This is a genomic window from Bacteroides sp. AF39-11AC (genome assembly GCF_003474285.1).
Lineage (GTDB): Bacteria > Bacteroidota > Bacteroidia > Bacteroidales > Bacteroidaceae > Bacteroides.
Map to the genome: position 1 here is coordinate 510,718 of NZ_QROH01000004.1, position 16,122 is coordinate 526,839.

Sequence of the window (16,122 nt, forward strand, 5' to 3'; positions counted from 1 at the left end):
TAAAATTTATTGTTTTTTGACATAATTCGCTAACGTCTTTGTAAACTAATTAAGGGGAAGAAGTTTTCTTTTTCCTCCTTTTTATATATCTTTGCCTGTACTTAAATCGAAACAAGTATGGAACAAGGGACTTTTCAGTTATTTCTTGGTGTAATGAGCATCATTGCACTGTTTGTTTTTATCGTACTTTATTTTGTCAAAGCGGGATATGGAATGTTCCGCACTGCATCTTGGGGCATTTCTATTAATAATAAATTGGCGTGGATGCTGATGGAAGCACCTGTGTTTATTGTGATGTTGTTACTCTGGTGGAATTCACCACGATATAATTCAATTGTTCCCCTGATTTTCTTTCTCTTATTCCAATTGCATTATTTCCAGCGCGCTTTTGTGTTCCCTTTCCTGCTGAAGGGAAAGAGTCGTATGCCGCTTGCCATTATGATGATGGGAATGCTGTTCAACCTCCTAAATGGCTTTATGCAAGGAGAATGGCTTTTTTATCTGGCTCCTGAAACTCTTTATACACCGGAGTGGCTGCTGACTCCCCAGTTTATTATTGGAGTATTGCTATTCTTTACCGGAATGGGAATCAACTGGTATTCGGATTATGTAATCCGCCATCTTCGTAAACCGGGAGATACGCGGCATTACCTTCCATCGCAGGGGATGTATCGTTATGTCACCTCTGCCAATTACTTTGGTGAAATTATAGAATGGGCAGGATGGGCTATATTGACTTGGTCGCTCTCCGGACTGGTTTTCCTGTGGTGGACAGTGGCTAATCTGGTTCCTCGTGCCAATGCCATCTGGCATCGCTATAAAGAAGAGTTTGGAGATGAGGTGGGAAACCGGAAACGTGTTTTTCCGTTCCTCTATTAATCTCTCCACTTATAAATCACAAATCATAAATAATACTCATGAGCAAGTTATTTACTCCTGTAACTTTTGGTCCGCTGACTTTACGGAATCGTACTATCCGTTCGGCGGCATTTGAAAGTATGTGTCCGGGTAATGCCCCTTCGCAAATGTTGCTTGACTATCACCGTTCAGTTGCGGCTGGCGGTGTTGGAATGACTACTGTGGCCTATGCAGCTGTCACCCAAAGTGGTTTGTCGTTCGACCGCCAATTATGGATGCGCCCTGAAATCATACCCGGATTAAAAGAACTGACTGATGCTGTACATGCCGAAGGTGCTGCAGCAGCTATACAGTTGGGACATTGCGGCAATATGTCGCATAAAAGTATCTGTGGTGTTACTCCTGTCGGAGCTTCCACCGGTTTTAATCTTTACTCACCTACTTTTGTTCGTGGCTTGAAAAAAGAGGAATTGCCGGAGATGGCACGTGCATACGGTCGTGCTGTGAATCTGGCCCGTGAGGCAGGCTTTGATGCAGTTGAAATACATGCCGGACACGGATATTTAATTTCTCAGTTCCTTTCTCCTTATACTAATCGTCGTAAGGATTGTTTCGGCGGATCTTTGGAGAATAGGATGCGTTTTATGGACATGGTGATGGAGGAAGTGATGACAGCTGCCGGAACCGACATGGCTGTATTGGTGAAAATGAATATGCGCGATGGTTTCCGTGGCGGGATGGAAATGGATGAGACTATGCAGGTGGCAAAACGCCTGGAGCAATCGGGCGCTCATGCATTGGTGCTAAGTGGAGGTTTTGTTAGTAAGGCTCCTATGTATGTGATGCGTGGTCAGATGCCTATCCGTTCTATGACTCATTATATGAATTGCTGGTGGCTGAAGTATGGAGTGCGAATGGTAGGAAAGTGGATGATACCGACCGTTCCTTTTAAAGAGGCTTACTTTCTGGAAGATGCGCTGAAATTCCGGACGGAAATAAAGATGCCATTGGTATATGTAGGTGGCTTAGTTTCGCGTGAGAAAATAGATGAGGTACTGGATGATGGCTTTGAAGCAGTGCAGATGGCACGTGCCCTGCTTAACGAACCGGGTTTTGTCAACCGTATGCGTGAAGAGGAGAAAGCACATTGTAATTGTAAACATAGTAATTATTGTATTGCACGGATGTATTCCATTGAAATGGCATGCCATCAGCATTTGAATGAAGAACTTCCGGCCGGCTTGAAGCGGGAAATTACAAAAATAGAAGCAAAAGGATAATGAAACAGAAACTTGCAGTTATAACCGGAGCAGATGGCGGTATGGGAATGGAGATTACACGCGCTGTTGCTGCCGCCGGATATAAAGTCATTATGGCGTGTCGTGATCCTGAAATCGCAGAAGAGAAACGCCAGTTTATAATGCGGGAAACAGGAAATGTAGCATTGGAGATAGTACCGGTCAATCTTGCTTCTTTGTCTTCTACAGCTTTTTTTGCCAATGAACTTCTTCAGCGTGGAGAAGCTATTGCCTTGTTAATGAACAATGCCGGCACCATGGAAACGAAACGTCGTATTACCGAAGAGGGATTGGAGCGTACGGTGAGTGTTAATTATGTAGCTCCCTATTTGTTGACCCGTAAATTGTTACCATTGATGGGAGAGGGAAGCCGGATTGTAAATATGGTGTCTTGTACTTATGCTATTGGTAAACTGGATTTTCCAGACTTCTTTTGGCGTGGAAAGAAAGGAGCTTTCTGGCGTATTCCAATTTATAGTAATACGAAATTGGCATTAACTCTGTTTACAATAGCTCTATCGGAGAAGGTGAAATCCAAAGGTATTGTTGTCAATGCTGCCGATCCGGGCATTGTTTCCACAAAAATCATTACGATGCATATGTGGTTTGATCCGTTGACGGATATCTTTTTCCGGCCTTTCATACGTACACCTCGTCAGGGAGCAGCGACAGCCATCAGTTTGTTGCTGGATGAAGATGCAGGAAAACGTACTGGAACATTGAATGTAAGTTGTCACCCTAAAAAACTTTCAGGGAAATTCCTTCACCATGTACAGATGAAGGAACTATGGGATCAGACAGAAGAAATTGTGGCAAAATGGCTATAATGAAAAAGGCGCGGATGAATTTCATCTGCGCCTTTGCATATTTCACTATATTCTATTTAAATAGAGAGTTCTCTCAATACATTTACCAAGTCTTTTTTGATTGGCTTATCATTCTTGATAGCTTTTGTGAAAGGAACGTATACTACTTCATCATGTTCGATACCAACCATTACATTGCGTTGTCCATCCATGATGGCATCGATAGCTGCCGCACCGAGTCGGCTGGCAAGGATACGATCGTGAGCTGTAGGACTTCCACCGCGCTGCAAGTGTCCAAGGATAGTAACACGTACATCGTATTGAGGATATTCATTCTTCACACGTTCTGCAAAGTGCATGGCTCCACCTGTCAGTTCGCTTTCCGCAACAATTACAATACTACTGTTTTTGGATTTGCGGAAACCGTTTTTGATGAATTCTTCCAGTTGATCGACTTCCGTACTGAACTCTGGAATGATAGCGGCCTCTGCACCTGAGGCAATAGCACCGTTCAAAGCAAGGAAACCAGCATCACGTCCCATTACTTCCACAAAGAACAAACGTTCATGAGAAGTTGCCGTATCGCGGATTTTATCCACTGCATCCAGAATGGTATTCAAAGCTGTATCATAACCGATAGTCGTATCTGTTCCGTACAGATCATTGTCGATAGTACCGGGTAATCCGATACAAGGTACATCAAACTCTTGTGCGAAAATACGTGCACCCGTCAATGAACCGTCACCACCAATGATAACCAAGGCATCAATACCTTCCTTTTTCATATTATCATATGCAATCTGGCGTCCTTCAGGAGTAGTGAACTCCTGACAACGAGCTGTTTTCAGGATAGTACCACCTAATTGTATAATATTACTTACGTTCTGGCTTTTGAATTCTTTGATTTCACCGGTTACCAGACCTCTGTAACCTCTATATATACCTTTTACTTGTAATCCGTTGTAAATAGCAGCACGTGTTACCGCACGAATAGCAGCGTTCATTCCCGGTGCATCACCACCGGATGTCAAAATACCTATGCACTTAACTGTTCCCATAACAATCTTTTAGTTTGGTTTAAATAATCACCGCAAAAATAGTGCAAGTTAAGAGCAAAAGCAAAAAACATTTTGCTTTTGCCGAAACGCAGCCTATTTCCGCTCGGCAAAGATAGCAAAAAGCTGAGGGCGTGATTCATATTTAACGTTAATTTGTTGTTTCAAAACGGTGACTTATTGTCCTGTAAGTCGTGATTGAATGGCCTTTGAAATTTCTTCCATCAGCCATTTGGGAGTGGAGGTTGCTCCACATACTCCGATAGAGGAAGCTCCGGTAAGCAGAGAACTGTCTATCTCTTCAGCGCTGTCTATCAGATGCGAATTAGGGTTGACTTTTTTGCATTCGCTGAACAACATTTTCCCATTGGAACTTTTCTTGCCACTTACAAAGAATACCAGATCGTGTGAAGCGGCAAATTTCCGTATGTTCGGAATTCGATTGGCTACTTGTCGGCAGATGGTATCATAATATTCAAATGTGACATCAGGCGAGATATGTTCTTTGATGTATTCTACGATTTTCTGGAATTCGTCCAGTGACTTTGTTGTCTGCGAATATAAACGGATGCTCTTGGTAAGATCCAGATTTTTAGCTTCTTCCAGCTTTTCTATAACGATTGCTTCTCCGGTAGTTTGTCCCACTAAACCAAGGACTTCTGCATGACCGGTTTTTCCATAGATAACGATTTGTTTCTCCTCGGTATCTTTCTGAGCATATTCTTGCTTGATTTTCTTCTGCAAGCGGAGTACTACCGGACAAGTGGCATCGATAATTTCAATATTGTTACGGCGGGCGATTTCATAGGTTTCGGGAGGCTCTCCGTGGGCACGCAACAAAACTTTGGCATCATGTAGATGATTGAAATCATCGTGATTGATAGTGATGAGGCCCATCTCTTTCAAGCGTTCCACTTCACGACTATTGTGCACAATGTCTCCCAGGCAATACAAAGTACCGCCATTGGCTAGTTCTTCTTCAGCTTTATTTATTGCAGTGACTACACCGAAGCAGAAGCCGGATCCCTCATCTATTTCTACTTTTACCATAATATAATATGTTGATATAGATATTTTAAGCAGATATTCGGAAAGGCTACATCCTTTTCCTTTATCCCTTAACGGTCTTATCGAATTGTTCTTGTAACCATTTTTTTTGTTGGGAAATAGTCATTTGTGTATTGTCTAACAACAATGCGTCGTCAGCTTTGCGAAGTGGGCTTACTTCACGGTTCTGATCGATATAATCCCGTTGCTTTACGTTCTCAAGTATTTCATCAAAACTGGCTTCTTGTCCTTTGGCTTTCAATTCGTCATAACGACGCTGTGCGCGGATCTCGGGGGAGGCAGTTACAAATATTTTTAGTTCCGCATCAGGAAAAACCGTAGTTCCGATATCACGTCCATCCATGACAATACCTTTGGAATTACCCATTGCCTGTTGCTGTGCCACCATTGCTTCGCGTACAAATCCTAAAGTTGCAATAGGGCTGACGCGAGAAGAAACTTCCATGCTACGGATTTTATTTTCCACATTCACACCGTTCAGGTAGGTATCCGGGCGTCCGGTCGACGGATTTAGTTGAAATGAAATATGAATATTACCGATTTCTTTCTGAAGTCTTTCCGCATCAATCTCATTTCCTTTAAAGATGCCATTTTCTATACTGTATAAAGTGACTGCACGATACATGGCGCCACTGTCGATGTATATGTAACCTATTTCACGGGCAAGATCTTTTGCCATGGTACTTTTTCCACAGGAGGAAAAACCGTCGATTGCGATAGTTATCTTTTTCATTTTGAGTTATACTATTTATATATTATAAGGTATATGACAAATTAAATATAAGTGAGGATGAACTCACATGATATTTGGCATATGCCATCCCCAATTTCAATCGTTTTAACTGAATACCTGTGCCACAAGTAAAACCCGCCCAATGGCTGGAGCCGTTTATTTTCATTTCTTCTCCACGGCGGAAGCTATATCCGGCTGCCAGGTAAAAATTGCTGGTTGGGAGGAAATCAATGCCAAGGGCGATATGATTTAACAATTTCTTTCCAAAATTGTTTGCTGCTGTGGCTGATGTACTCCAGTGTGTCAGGTCATGTAGAGTAAATGAGAGCCTGAAAGGAGCATGTGCCAATCGTTTGCTGAAACCAAGCTGTACGTCGACGGGCAGTTTTTCATGCCGTTCTTCGAAAGCTTTCAGTTGTCCTCCCAAGTTGCGTGCAACAAGTGAAGCGGAAAAGTCAGACTCCTGATGATAGTAATTCAATCCCAAATCAATGCCAATTGCGAATGAAGAGTACTTATCATAATGAGAATAAATAAAGTTAGTGCGGACACCACCACTCCAATAATCACTTAAATCATAGGTATAAATGCCCGATATGGAAATATCTTTGGCAGAGAAAGTGCCGATTTCTATATTTTCTTCGGTGGTTTCTTTTAATTCTCCGTAATCTACATATTGAGCGGTTACCGCCCAGGTGGAACGCTCGCCTGCTGTACGTGCGAATGCGGCCCCTCCCACATTGACACCATCCATGTAAAGCATATAATTCAGGTTGAGAGTTTTATCCGCTACACACGAAAGAAGGGCGGGATTTTGGACAGCCATAGTTAAATCGTCTTCTATAATAGAAATGTTTTCTCCACCCAATGCCGATGCGTGGGCAGAAAAAGGAAGCTTTAAAAATTGGAAGGCGCTGGTTCCGTCTTGCGCACGTAAAACGGAGAAAATCAGTAGTAGTAGCGCCGTAATAAAAGACTTTTTCAACATTTCATTTAAAATTATTGCCAAAGATACGGTATTTTTAAAATATCTCGTTACATTTGTAGCACAAAAGCGCAGGTGTGCTTTTTGAAGGATAAAAAAAACAAAAATGGGTGCATATTGTCTTAAAAAAGATAGTACGGATGAACGTTTTGCAGAAAAAGTACTATATTTGCCCAAAATGAGAAACACGTTAAAATAATATTATAATTATGGAAATTAAGAAAACACCTAAAGCAGATTTGGAGAACAAAAAATCGACTTGGATGCTTATTGGTTATGTTATTGTGCTGGCTTTTATGTTTATAGCATTTGAATGGACAAAGCGCGATATCAAGATCGATACGAGCCAGGCGCTTACTGATCTCTATTTTGAAGAAGAAATGGTTCCTATTACTGAGCAGGAAGAAAAAGTAGCTCCTCCTCCTCCAGAAGTGGCTCCGATTAACGAAACGTTGGAAATCGTGGCTGATGATGCTGATGTGGAAGAAACAGTTATTGCTTCTTCTGAGGAAACAGGTCAGGCAGTAGAAGTAAAATACGTGCCTGTAACTGTTGTAGAAGAAGAACCGGAAGAACAAACTATTTTTGAGGTTGTAGAACAAATGCCTGAATTCCCGAATGGTGGTATGGCTGGTTTGATGCAATTCTTGAGCAAGAACATTAAATATCCTACTATTGCACAGGAAAACGGTACTCAAGGTCGTGTAACAGTACAGTTCGTTGTTAATAAGGATGGTAGTATTGTAGACGCTAAAGTCATAAGAGGTGTTGACCCGTATTTGGATAAAGAAGCACTCCGTGTGATTGGTACCATGCCGAAGTGGAAACCCGGTATGCAGCGCGGTAAACCTGTACGCGTAAAATATACGGTGCCTGTAATGTTCAGATTGCAGTAATAACGTTATCTATATAAAAAAAGAGGCTGCTTTTCGGCAGCCTCTTTTTATTCTTACTATTCTCCTTAATTTATAATCACTATGTTTACAGCTTCCGAGCTTCTCGAAAAATTTAATTCTCATATTGCTGATTTACAGTTTACGCGTACTCCAAAAGGATTGTATGCTCCGGTGGAATATGTATTGTCTATGGGGGGGAAGCGAATTCGCCCGGTATTAATGTTGATGGCTTATAATTTGTACCAGGAAGATGTAACTCGCATCTATGCTCCTGCTACAGGTATCGAAGTTTATCATAACTATACTCTCCTTCATGATGACCTGATGGATCGTGCCGATCGTCGTAGAGGTAAAGAAACTGTTCACAAGGTCTGGAACGATAATACCGCTATTCTCTCGGGAGATGCAATGTTGATTTTAGCTTATCAATTTATGGCAGAGTGTTCTCCTGCTTTTTTGAAGGAAGTTATGGATCTTTTTAGTCTGACAGCTCTTGAGATATGTGAAGGTCAGCAGATGGATATGGAGTTCGAACAGAGAAATGATGTAACAGCAGAAGAGTATCTGGAAATGATTCGTCTGAAAACAGCAGTTTTATTAGCTACAAGTTTACGGATTGGAGCTCGTTTGGGAGGAGCTTCAATAGAGGACGCCGATCGTTTGTATGATTTTGGAATGCAAATAGGAGTTGCTTTCCAATTGAAAGATGATCTTTTGGATGTTTATGGTAATGCCAAAGTCTTTGGGAAAAATATTGGTGGAGATATTCTTTGCAATAAAAAAACTTATATGCTGATTAAAGCATTTGAACATGCCGATTCAAGTCAACGTGAGCAGTTAAATCATTGGGTTCATGCAGAAGCCTTTCAACCTGTTGAGAAGATTGCTGCTGTTACGGAACTCTATAATCAGATTGGTGTAAAATCTATTTGCGAGAATCAAATGTTGGAATATAGTAATCGTGCGATGGAAAGTCTTGCGGCTGTTAGTGTTGCAGAGGATAAAAAAGAAGAACTTAAAAGGATAATAGAAAATTTGATGCATAGAGAAGTGTAATAGTGTCTTTTTAGAATTATGCCTTATAGAAGATTACCAAATACAGATCAGGCGAGAATACGGGCACTGAAAGCAGTGGTTGCGAAAGCTGATGTCCAGAACCTTTATGATTTGGCAGTTTCTCTGAAGACGTTGACAGAGGCCCGGAATTTTTTAACAAGATTTGAAGCTGCCCAAGCCTATTATTTGCAATGTTTTGAGCGTCAGTCGCAGGCTGGTCATAAGCATCAGACCAATGTAAAGATGGCACGTTTGTACGTATCTCATTTTATTCAGGTATTGAATTTAGCTGTAATACGTTCGGAAGTACGTGCTGCTCACAAAGCATATTATGGTTTACCGGGAGATAGTACAAATGTTCCGGATTTATCAACAGAAACAGCATTGGTGGAATGGGGACGAAAAATTATAGATGGAGAGGCTAAACGAACTTCACAGGGCGGAATTCCTATTTATAATCCTACAATAGCCAAGGTTAGAGTACATTATGATATCTTTACAGATAGTTATGACCGACAAAAAAATCTGCAGGCTTTGACTGCGCGTAGTTTAGAATCTCTTTCTGCTATGCGAACCACAGCAGATGAATTGATTTTGGATATTTGGAATCAAGTTGAAAAGAAGTTTGAAAATGTTTCTCCAAATGAAAAACGTTTGGATTTGTGCCGTGATTACGGTTTAGTTTATTATTACCGTACTGGTGAAAAACGAAAAGAAGAAGTAAATAAATGAGATTGATAGATACACATTCCCATCTCTTTCTAGAAGAATTTTCAGAAGATTTGCCACAGGTTATTGATCGTGCCCGTTCTGAAGGAGTTACTCATATTTTTATGCCTAATATTGATAGTACGACGATTGGCTCAATGTTGTCTGTCTGTAATACCTATAAAGGTTACTGTTTTCCTATGATAGGTTTACATCCTACTTCAGTCAATGCCGGTTATGAAAAAGAATTGGAAATCGTGACTCGTGAGCTCAAGTCTTCCAATGAATATATTGCAATAGGGGAGGTTGGTATAGATCTATATTGGGATAAAACTTTTCTGAAAGAACAGCAGATTGCATTAGATAAGCAAATCAATTGGGCTTTGGAATATGACCTTCCTGTCGTTATTCATTGTCGGGATGCCTTTGATTATATATATAAGGTGCTGGAACCTTACAAGAATACTTCTTTAAAAGGAATCTTCCACAGTTTTACGGGTACCGATGAGGAAGCTGCCCGGATTCTGGAGTTTTCAGGTTTTCTAATTGGAATTAATGGTGTGGTTACTTTTAAAAAGTCGCATCTTCCGGAAGTTTTGACTAAAATATCTTTGGAGAAGATTGTTCTTGAAACGGATTCCCCTTATCTTACTCCGGTTCCGAATCGTGGTAAGAGAAATGAAAGTGCCTATGTGAAGGATACTTTAATGAAGGTTTCTGAGATCTATCGGATGTCTCCGGAGGCTGTCGGAAGCGTAACTTCTGAAAACGCTTTAAAAGTGTTTGGAATGCTCAAATAACATCGCAAAGATTTTAAAGTTTATTAATTTTGAGATTTTATTAAAGATAAAACGGAGAGAATGAAGGGCAAGAACGAAAAAAAGAATACATTTGTAGCTGAAAACGCTTGTGGTTCGCATTTTTTTTGTAATTTGCAGCCGTTTTTGAAAGAGGCGTCTATTGGAGAGATGCTCGAGTGGTTGAAGAGGCACGCCTGGAAAGCGTGTATACCCCTAAAGGGTATCCGGGGTTCGAATCCCCGTCTCTCCGCAGTATGAAAGAAGAAAACAAAAGTAATAAATGAATATAATAAACAATTTAATTAATTAATCTTAAAAATTAGACACACAATGAAAAAGTTATTTGCAATTGTTGCTGTGATGGGAGTCTTAACATTTGGCTCAACTCAACTTGCTCAGGCTCAAGATGCTCCTGCAGCTGAACAAACAGAACAAGCTGCTCCTGCAGCTCAAGCAGCTCCTGCTGGTGATGCTACTGTAGAGGCAGAAGAAGGTGGTATTCACAAGGAAATCAAAACTAAATTTATTGAAGGTACTGCATCTTTCATGAGTTTGGTTGCTATCGCTTTGGTTATCGGTCTTGCATTCTGTATCGAACGTATCATTTATCTGAGCTTGGCTGAAATCAACACAAAGAAATTCTTGGCTGCTATTGAAGCTGCTTTGGAAAAAGGCGACGTAGAAGCTGCTAAAGACATCGCACGTAATACAAGAGGTCCTATCGCTTCTATCTATTACCAAGGCTTATTGAGAATTGATCAAGGTCTTGACGTAGTTGAGAAGTCAGTAGTATCTTACGGTGGTGTACAAGCTGGTTACTTGGAAAAAGGTTGTTCTTGGATCACACTGTTCATCGCAATGGCTCCGTCTTTGGGATTCTTGGGTACTGTAATCGGTATGGTGCAAGCATTTGATAAGATCCAACAAGTAGGTGATATCTCTCCGACGGTTGTAGCAGGTGGTATGAAAGTTGCCTTGATTACAACTATTTTCGGTTTGATTGTTGCTTTGATTCTGCAGGTATTCTACAACTATATCCTGTCTAAGATCGAGGCTTTGACTAGCGAAATGGAAGATTCTTCTATCACTTTGTTGGACATGGTTATCAAATATAACTTGAAATACAAAAAATAAGAGAAATGGCTAAATTATCATATAGAGTATCATATTACGTACTGTATGTTTTATTCGCCGCTATTTTAGTAGTATTGGGCTTATTCTACTTTGGTGGAGATGCTCAGGGCGATGCAGTACTGATGGGTGTTGACCCAGAGATGTGGCAGCCTGCACAGACAGATAGCATGCTGTATTTAATGTATGGTTTGTTTGCTTTGGCTGTTATTGCAATGGTTGGTGGATTTATTCTGCAGTTTGGTACAGCATTAAAAGATAATCCGGTAAAGGCTTTGAAGTCATTACTTGGTGTTATTTTGTTAGCTGTTGTAATGATCGTTGCTTGGTCTATGGGTAGTGGTGAACAAATGAATATCCCAGGCTATAGTGGAACTGATAATGTTCCGTTCTGGCTGAAGATAACAGACATGTTCTTGTATACTATTTATTTCTTACTGGGAGCAACTGTTCTTGCAATGCTTTTCAGTAGTATTAAAAAGAAATTATCATAATCGATTGAGGAAACTCAGTCTAATGGAGTAATTACAATGGCAAAAGGAAAAAGAAAAGTTCCTGATATAAACTCAAGTTCTACAGCGGATATCGCTTTCCTATTGTTGATCTTCTTCTTGATTACGACTTCTATGGATACGGACCGTGGTTTGGCAAGACGTTTGCCGCCACCGCCTGAACAAGACCAACCGAAGGATGAATCAGATAAGGTTAAGGAGCGTAACGTAATGACAGTCTTCTTGAACATGAATGACCAACTCATGGCCAATGGAGAGTACATCAATGTAGATCAATTGAGAGATAGGGCAAAAGAATTCATTGCTAACCCGTATAATGATGAAACCAAACCGGAAAAGCATGCAAAAGAGATACCTTTCTTTGGCACTATGCAGGTTACGGAAAAGCATGTAGTTTCTTTGCGTTGCGACCGTGGATCTTCCTATAAGGCATATTTGGCGGTTCAGAATGAACTGGTAGCTGCTTATAATGAGTTGAGAGAAGAATTGGCTCAGGAAAAGTTTGGTAAGAATTATGCTGCTTTGGACGAAGACCAACAAAAAGCAATTCGTGATGTATATCCTCAGAAGATTTCTGAGGCAGAACCTAAAAAGTACGGAGAAAAGAAGTAATGGGAAAATTTAATAAGACTGGTAAACGCGAAATGCCTGCGTTGAATACTTCTTCTCTACCTGACCTTATCTTTACTCTGTTGTTCTTCTTTATGATTGTAACAACAATGCGTGAGGTAACATTAAAGGTTGAGTTTAAGGTTCCGCAAGCTACAGAATTGGAAAAACTGGAAAAGAAATCTTTGGTTACGTTTATCTATGTAGGAAAGCCTACAGCTGAGTTTCGTAAGAAACTGGGTAATGAAAGCCGTATCCAATTGAATGATAGCTATGCTGAAGTTGCTGAAATTCAAGACTACATTATTGGTGAACGTGCCAGTATGAAGGAGGAAGATCAGCCTCAGATGACTGTTTCTTTGAAAGTTGACCAAGATACGAAAATGGGTATCGTAACAGATATCAAAGAAGCTCTTCGTAAAGCTTATGCATTGAAACTTAACTATTCTGCGCAACCGCGTCAGTAAAAAGTTAATCAAACTATAAAAAAATAAAGGGTGCTTATTCAAAGTAGGCACCCTTTATTTTTTATCCCTTTACATTATATACTTCTCTGTATATAGAGTCTTTTACTGTTTCAAAATCCCTTTCACACTCTAAATCTCCATGGGCCATAAGCAACATAGGAAGATATTCATCTGTAGGTCTGTATGGAGGTTGAAGATATGGTTTTTCCCAGAGCACGAATCCTTGGCGCTTATAGAAATTAATACGTCTTTGGGCCATTTCTTCTTCCGGCATTTCCACTTCCAGGACAATAGGGTGTTGAAGCAACTGGCATAAATGGTTTAAAACATTCTTTCCATGTCCGCCATTACGCTGGGCTGGATCTACGGCGAAATGTTCGACATAGTAGAATTTGCCGAAATCCCAGTAGGTAATAAAACCTACAGGAGTATCATGATGGAAAATAATATTGTTATAGAAGTGAGGTCTACTATCGGTGTACAGGCGCAGCTCCTCTAACGGTCGGTGCTCTTCCGGTGGGAAGGCAGCGGTTATCAACTGTTCCATGTACTCATACAAAAATCCATCAGCGGTGCTGATACGTTGAAGTCTGATCATATTGTTGGTCTTTAAAGTTTAGTTCTCTTATTATTTTGTATAAAAATCAATGAGTCTTTGCAGTGCTCGTTGGCATACCGGACAAAATGTAGGATGTTCATTGGTACGCATGCGGCAGTTATCAGCAGGACGGAATATCCCTTTGGCAGAATATCCACCTCCTTCATACACTCCTACCGGATACTTTGCCTGTTCGCTTACAGGAGTAGGGACAGGAGTACCTTTGACAAGCATATCTTCCCATTTAGAAGCGAAATCTATGCGGGTACTTATATTTTGTTCCCAGGGTTCTGTATCCAATGGGTAGGTATCTGTCATAACATCATCATCGTAGAAATATTCATCGGCCAACCCTCCGAAACTGTGTCCGAATTCGTGTACAACTACCGGGCGGAACATTGGATGATGGGCTGTAGTCAGGGTATAAGCATTATAGATACCACCACCTCCATATTCTTCAGTATTGGCAAGAATAATAATGTGTTCATACGGTATTCCGGCCAAAGCATCATGTATGGCCTTGACGTGGCGGGTAGTTAGGTAACGGTCAGAATAGAATGTGCTGAAATGCGAGTTAAAAGCCGTATGCTTCCATTCTCCTAAGCGGGGGACACTTACACCACTGTCGTCAGAAGGACTGGCGACGGCTACAATATTGAAGCGATTTTTCATACTCTTGAACGGTTCGTGTGAGAAGAGGCTTTCACAGGCAATTTCCGCATCCTGATAGAATACGTTCATCTCTGCAGGGGTATATCCTTCGGCAAGGATGGCCACATCGATGCACTTGTCAGTTTCACCGCTCTTTAGCAGATATTTATGTGGAGTGATATGTACAGTTCCTTTCTGATGAATAAGTATATCATCCGGGCGTACAGTGTGCGTCAGACGCGTGCGCACTTCTTTTCTCGGGCTTAACAGGGTAATTTCTATTTCTACAGGACGGAGCGGGTAGGGTAATAGAAAGGTATTTTCAAATCCTTTGGTGACAGCTTTGGCTTCGTCCGTTTCCAGCCACTCTTGAAAGAGAGAAGAAAAAGAAGTCGTATAGATTGTCTTTCCACTTTCCAAATCCTTCATGATAATTTGTCCGTTGCCTTGCAAAGGTAGTTCAGCCAAATGATGACGCCTTCCGGCCCATGATGGAAGTACGGACAGTTCATCCAAACATACATTCTGGCGGGAAGCGTCTCCTGTAAAGATATAATCAACACGCAATGTCTTATCGGCAAAATACTCAGTGTAGTTTTGCGCATAGCCTATTGTTACCATCAGTAGACACAATGCAAGTACAAGATATTTTTTCATAACAATCTTATTTTGTAGTTATAGGCAAAGATAATGCAAATTGAGCGCAGAACTTTCATGCTTGCATGAAAAAGTTATGCCGAGGTGCAGCTTATCTTCTTTCCACCCTATTTATCGCAACTGCGGGTTTATTCATTTTTTAGTAAGAAAAGTAATAAATCGTATTTTTATTGGGAAAAATTTCGCTAACTTTGCACATTATCGTATGAGAATACGGTGAGGCAATCGTTATTTATTAATCATAAAATTAGAAATGGGACATCATCAATTGGATACTTTAGACGAGCAAATACTGAAATTGATTGCAGATAATGCCCGTATTCCTTTCTTGGAAGTGGCAAGAGCTTGTAATGTTTCCGGCGCAGCCATACATCAACGCATACAGAAACTGACGAATTTAGGTATCTTGAAAGGATCGGAATATGTTATCGATCCGGAAAAGATCGGTTATGAGACTTGTGCTTATATTGGTATTTATCTGAAAGATCCGGAATCATTTGACGCAGTGACAAAGGCACTTGAAGCTATTCCGGAAATTGTGGAATGTCACTTTACGACAGGTAAATATGATATGTTTATCAAACTTTACGCACGCAATAACCACCATTTGCTGAGCATTATCCACGATAAATTACAGCCACTGGGGTTAGCGCGTACTGAAACACTGATATCCTTCCATGAAGCCATTAAGCGGCAGATGCCGATTATGGTTGAGGTAGATGAAGATTAGGAATTACTTACGGATATAATCCACAAATGCATAGGGGCAGGGATGTTTCTCGTCGGCAAGATGAGATTCCCTGCTTTTTTCGCGCCATATTGTGGAATCTACAGTTGGGAAGTAAGCGTCTACCTGAGGTGCTTCTGCATCAATTTCTGTCAGGCAAAGCATGTCTGCCAATGGAATTGCCTGTTTATATACACTTGCTCCACCGATAATATATACTTGTTCCTTCGGTTGACAGCTTTGCAAAGCTGCTTCGAGGGTAGGGAATACTTCTGCACCGGGATATTGGGTTGCCGGATTGGACGAAAGCACTACATTTCTCCGATTGGGCAGTGCACCTTTAGGCAGGGATTCAAATGTTTTTCTTCCCATGATGATGGTGTTCCCTGTGGTCAATGCCTTGAAACGTTTTAAATCATTGGGAAGCCAGAATAATAATTTATTTTGGAAACCGATTCCTAAGTTGCGGTCTACGGCGGCGATGATATTAATCATGATTGGATTTAT

General features: G+C 40.8%; 19 protein-coding genes and 1 tRNA gene. 13 read left to right on the forward strand and 7 right to left on the reverse strand.

The window, feature by feature from the left end:
* Positions 1 to 117: 117 nt before the first annotated feature.
* The 3 genes from DW036_RS10380 to DW036_RS10390 are packed head-to-tail and all read left to right on the forward strand — an operon-like array spanning position 118 to position 2,983.
* Entirely contained in the window at positions 118 to 879 is a 762-nt protein-coding gene (locus tag DW036_RS10380; RefSeq protein WP_118463953.1) for a DUF1295 domain-containing protein, read from the forward strand.
* A gap of 38 nt (positions 880 to 917) precedes the next feature.
* A complete protein-coding gene (locus tag DW036_RS10385; RefSeq protein WP_118463956.1) occupies positions 918 to 2,138 on the forward strand; it encodes an NADH:flavin oxidoreductase in 1,221 nt (406 codons plus the stop codon).
* Positions 2,138 to 2,983, forward strand: coding sequence for an SDR family oxidoreductase (locus DW036_RS10390; protein WP_118463959.1), 846 nt, complete (start codon positions 2,138 to 2,140; stop codon positions 2,981 to 2,983). The genes DW036_RS10385 and DW036_RS10390 overlap by 1 nt, the downstream gene beginning before the upstream one ends.
* Before the next feature lie 56 nt (positions 2,984 to 3,039).
* Here the strand turns inward: DW036_RS10390 and pfkA are convergent, their stop codons facing one another.
* The 4 genes from pfkA to porQ all read right to left on the reverse strand — a co-directional run bounded on the left by pfkA (position 3,040) and on the right by porQ (position 6,806).
* A complete protein-coding gene (gene pfkA, locus DW036_RS10395; RefSeq protein ID WP_007210387.1) occupies positions 3,040 to 4,020 on the reverse strand; it encodes a 6-phosphofructokinase in 981 nt (326 codons plus the stop codon).
* 174 nt (positions 4,021 to 4,194) lie between these two features.
* On the reverse strand, positions 4,195 to 5,067 hold the full coding sequence (locus tag DW036_RS10400; RefSeq protein WP_118463962.1) for a 4-hydroxy-3-methylbut-2-enyl diphosphate reductase: 873 nt from the start codon (positions 5,065 to 5,067) through the stop codon (positions 4,195 to 4,197).
* Positions 5,068 to 5,128: 61 nt separating this feature from the next.
* Positions 5,129 to 5,818, reverse strand: a complete 690-nt coding sequence (gene cmk / locus DW036_RS10405; RefSeq protein ID WP_118463965.1) for a (d)CMP kinase — start codon at positions 5,816 to 5,818, stop codon at positions 5,129 to 5,131.
* 22 nt (positions 5,819 to 5,840) lie between these two features.
* The gene (porQ, locus tag DW036_RS10410; protein WP_118463968.1) at positions 5,841 to 6,806 is read right to left on the reverse strand and encodes a type IX secretion system protein PorQ; all 966 of its coding nucleotides are present in this window, start codon (positions 6,804 to 6,806) and stop codon (positions 5,841 to 5,843) included.
* A gap of 206 nt (positions 6,807 to 7,012) precedes the next feature.
* Between porQ and DW036_RS10415 the strand changes: the two genes are divergently transcribed.
* The 9 genes from DW036_RS10415 (at position 7,013) to DW036_RS10460 (ending at position 12,982) form a co-directional block, all read left to right on the forward strand.
* A complete protein-coding gene (locus DW036_RS10415) occupies positions 7,013 to 7,699 on the forward strand; it encodes an energy transducer TonB (protein WP_007659882.1) in 687 nt (228 codons plus the stop codon).
* Positions 7,700 to 7,780: 81 nt separating this feature from the next.
* A complete protein-coding gene (locus DW036_RS10420) occupies positions 7,781 to 8,755 on the forward strand; it encodes a polyprenyl synthetase family protein (RefSeq protein WP_118463971.1) in 975 nt (324 codons plus the stop codon).
* A gap of 18 nt (positions 8,756 to 8,773) precedes the next feature.
* Complete coding sequence (locus DW036_RS10425; protein WP_118463974.1) at positions 8,774 to 9,487, forward strand: hypothetical protein; 714 nt, start codon at positions 8,774 to 8,776, stop codon at positions 9,485 to 9,487.
* The gene (locus DW036_RS10430; protein WP_118463977.1) at positions 9,484 to 10,263 is read left to right on the forward strand and encodes a TatD family hydrolase; all 780 of its coding nucleotides are present in this window, start codon (positions 9,484 to 9,486) and stop codon (positions 10,261 to 10,263) included. The genes DW036_RS10425 and DW036_RS10430 overlap by 4 nt, the downstream gene beginning before the upstream one ends.
* Before the next feature lie 162 nt (positions 10,264 to 10,425).
* Positions 10,426 to 10,513 (forward strand) — tRNA-Ser (locus tag DW036_RS10440).
* An 80-nt stretch (positions 10,514 to 10,593) separates the two neighbouring features.
* Entirely contained in the window at positions 10,594 to 11,397 is an 804-nt protein-coding gene (locus DW036_RS10445) for a MotA/TolQ/ExbB proton channel family protein (RefSeq protein WP_007659875.1), read from the forward strand.
* 5 nt (positions 11,398 to 11,402) lie between these two features.
* Positions 11,403 to 11,888, forward strand: a complete 486-nt coding sequence (locus DW036_RS10450; protein WP_118463983.1) for a hypothetical protein — start codon at positions 11,403 to 11,405, stop codon at positions 11,886 to 11,888.
* A 36-nt stretch (positions 11,889 to 11,924) separates the two neighbouring features.
* Entirely contained in the window at positions 11,925 to 12,518 is a 594-nt protein-coding gene (locus tag DW036_RS10455; RefSeq protein WP_118463986.1) for a biopolymer transporter ExbD, read from the forward strand.
* Positions 12,518 to 12,982 (forward strand): biopolymer transporter ExbD, encoded by a 465-nt coding sequence (locus DW036_RS10460; protein WP_007210400.1) that lies wholly within the window; start codon positions 12,518 to 12,520, stop codon positions 12,980 to 12,982. Before DW036_RS10455 ends, DW036_RS10460 begins: the two co-directional genes overlap by 1 nt.
* A gap of 61 nt (positions 12,983 to 13,043) precedes the next feature.
* Here the strand turns inward: DW036_RS10460 and DW036_RS10465 are convergent, their stop codons facing one another.
* Both DW036_RS10465 and DW036_RS10470 read right to left on the reverse strand, forming a co-directional pair.
* Positions 13,044 to 13,580 carry a GNAT family N-acetyltransferase gene (locus DW036_RS10465; protein ID WP_118463989.1) on the reverse strand — a complete coding sequence of 179 codons (537 nt, stop codon included), beginning with the start codon at positions 13,578 to 13,580 and terminating at the stop codon, positions 13,044 to 13,046.
* A gap of 30 nt (positions 13,581 to 13,610) precedes the next feature.
* On the reverse strand, positions 13,611 to 14,888 hold the full coding sequence (locus DW036_RS10470; protein ID WP_118463992.1) for an IgA Peptidase M64: 1,278 nt from the start codon (positions 14,886 to 14,888) through the stop codon (positions 13,611 to 13,613).
* A gap of 253 nt (positions 14,889 to 15,141) precedes the next feature.
* Between DW036_RS10470 and DW036_RS10475 the strand changes: the two genes are divergently transcribed.
* A complete protein-coding gene (locus DW036_RS10475; protein ID WP_007667933.1) occupies positions 15,142 to 15,618 on the forward strand; it encodes an Lrp/AsnC family transcriptional regulator in 477 nt (158 codons plus the stop codon).
* 3 nt (positions 15,619 to 15,621) lie between these two features.
* Here DW036_RS10475 and DW036_RS10480 read toward each other — a convergent pair whose 3' ends face one another.
* Positions 15,622 to 16,110, reverse strand: a complete 489-nt coding sequence (locus DW036_RS10480) for a dihydrofolate reductase (RefSeq protein WP_118463995.1) — start codon at positions 16,108 to 16,110, stop codon at positions 15,622 to 15,624.
* Positions 16,111 to 16,122 lie beyond the last annotated feature (12 nt).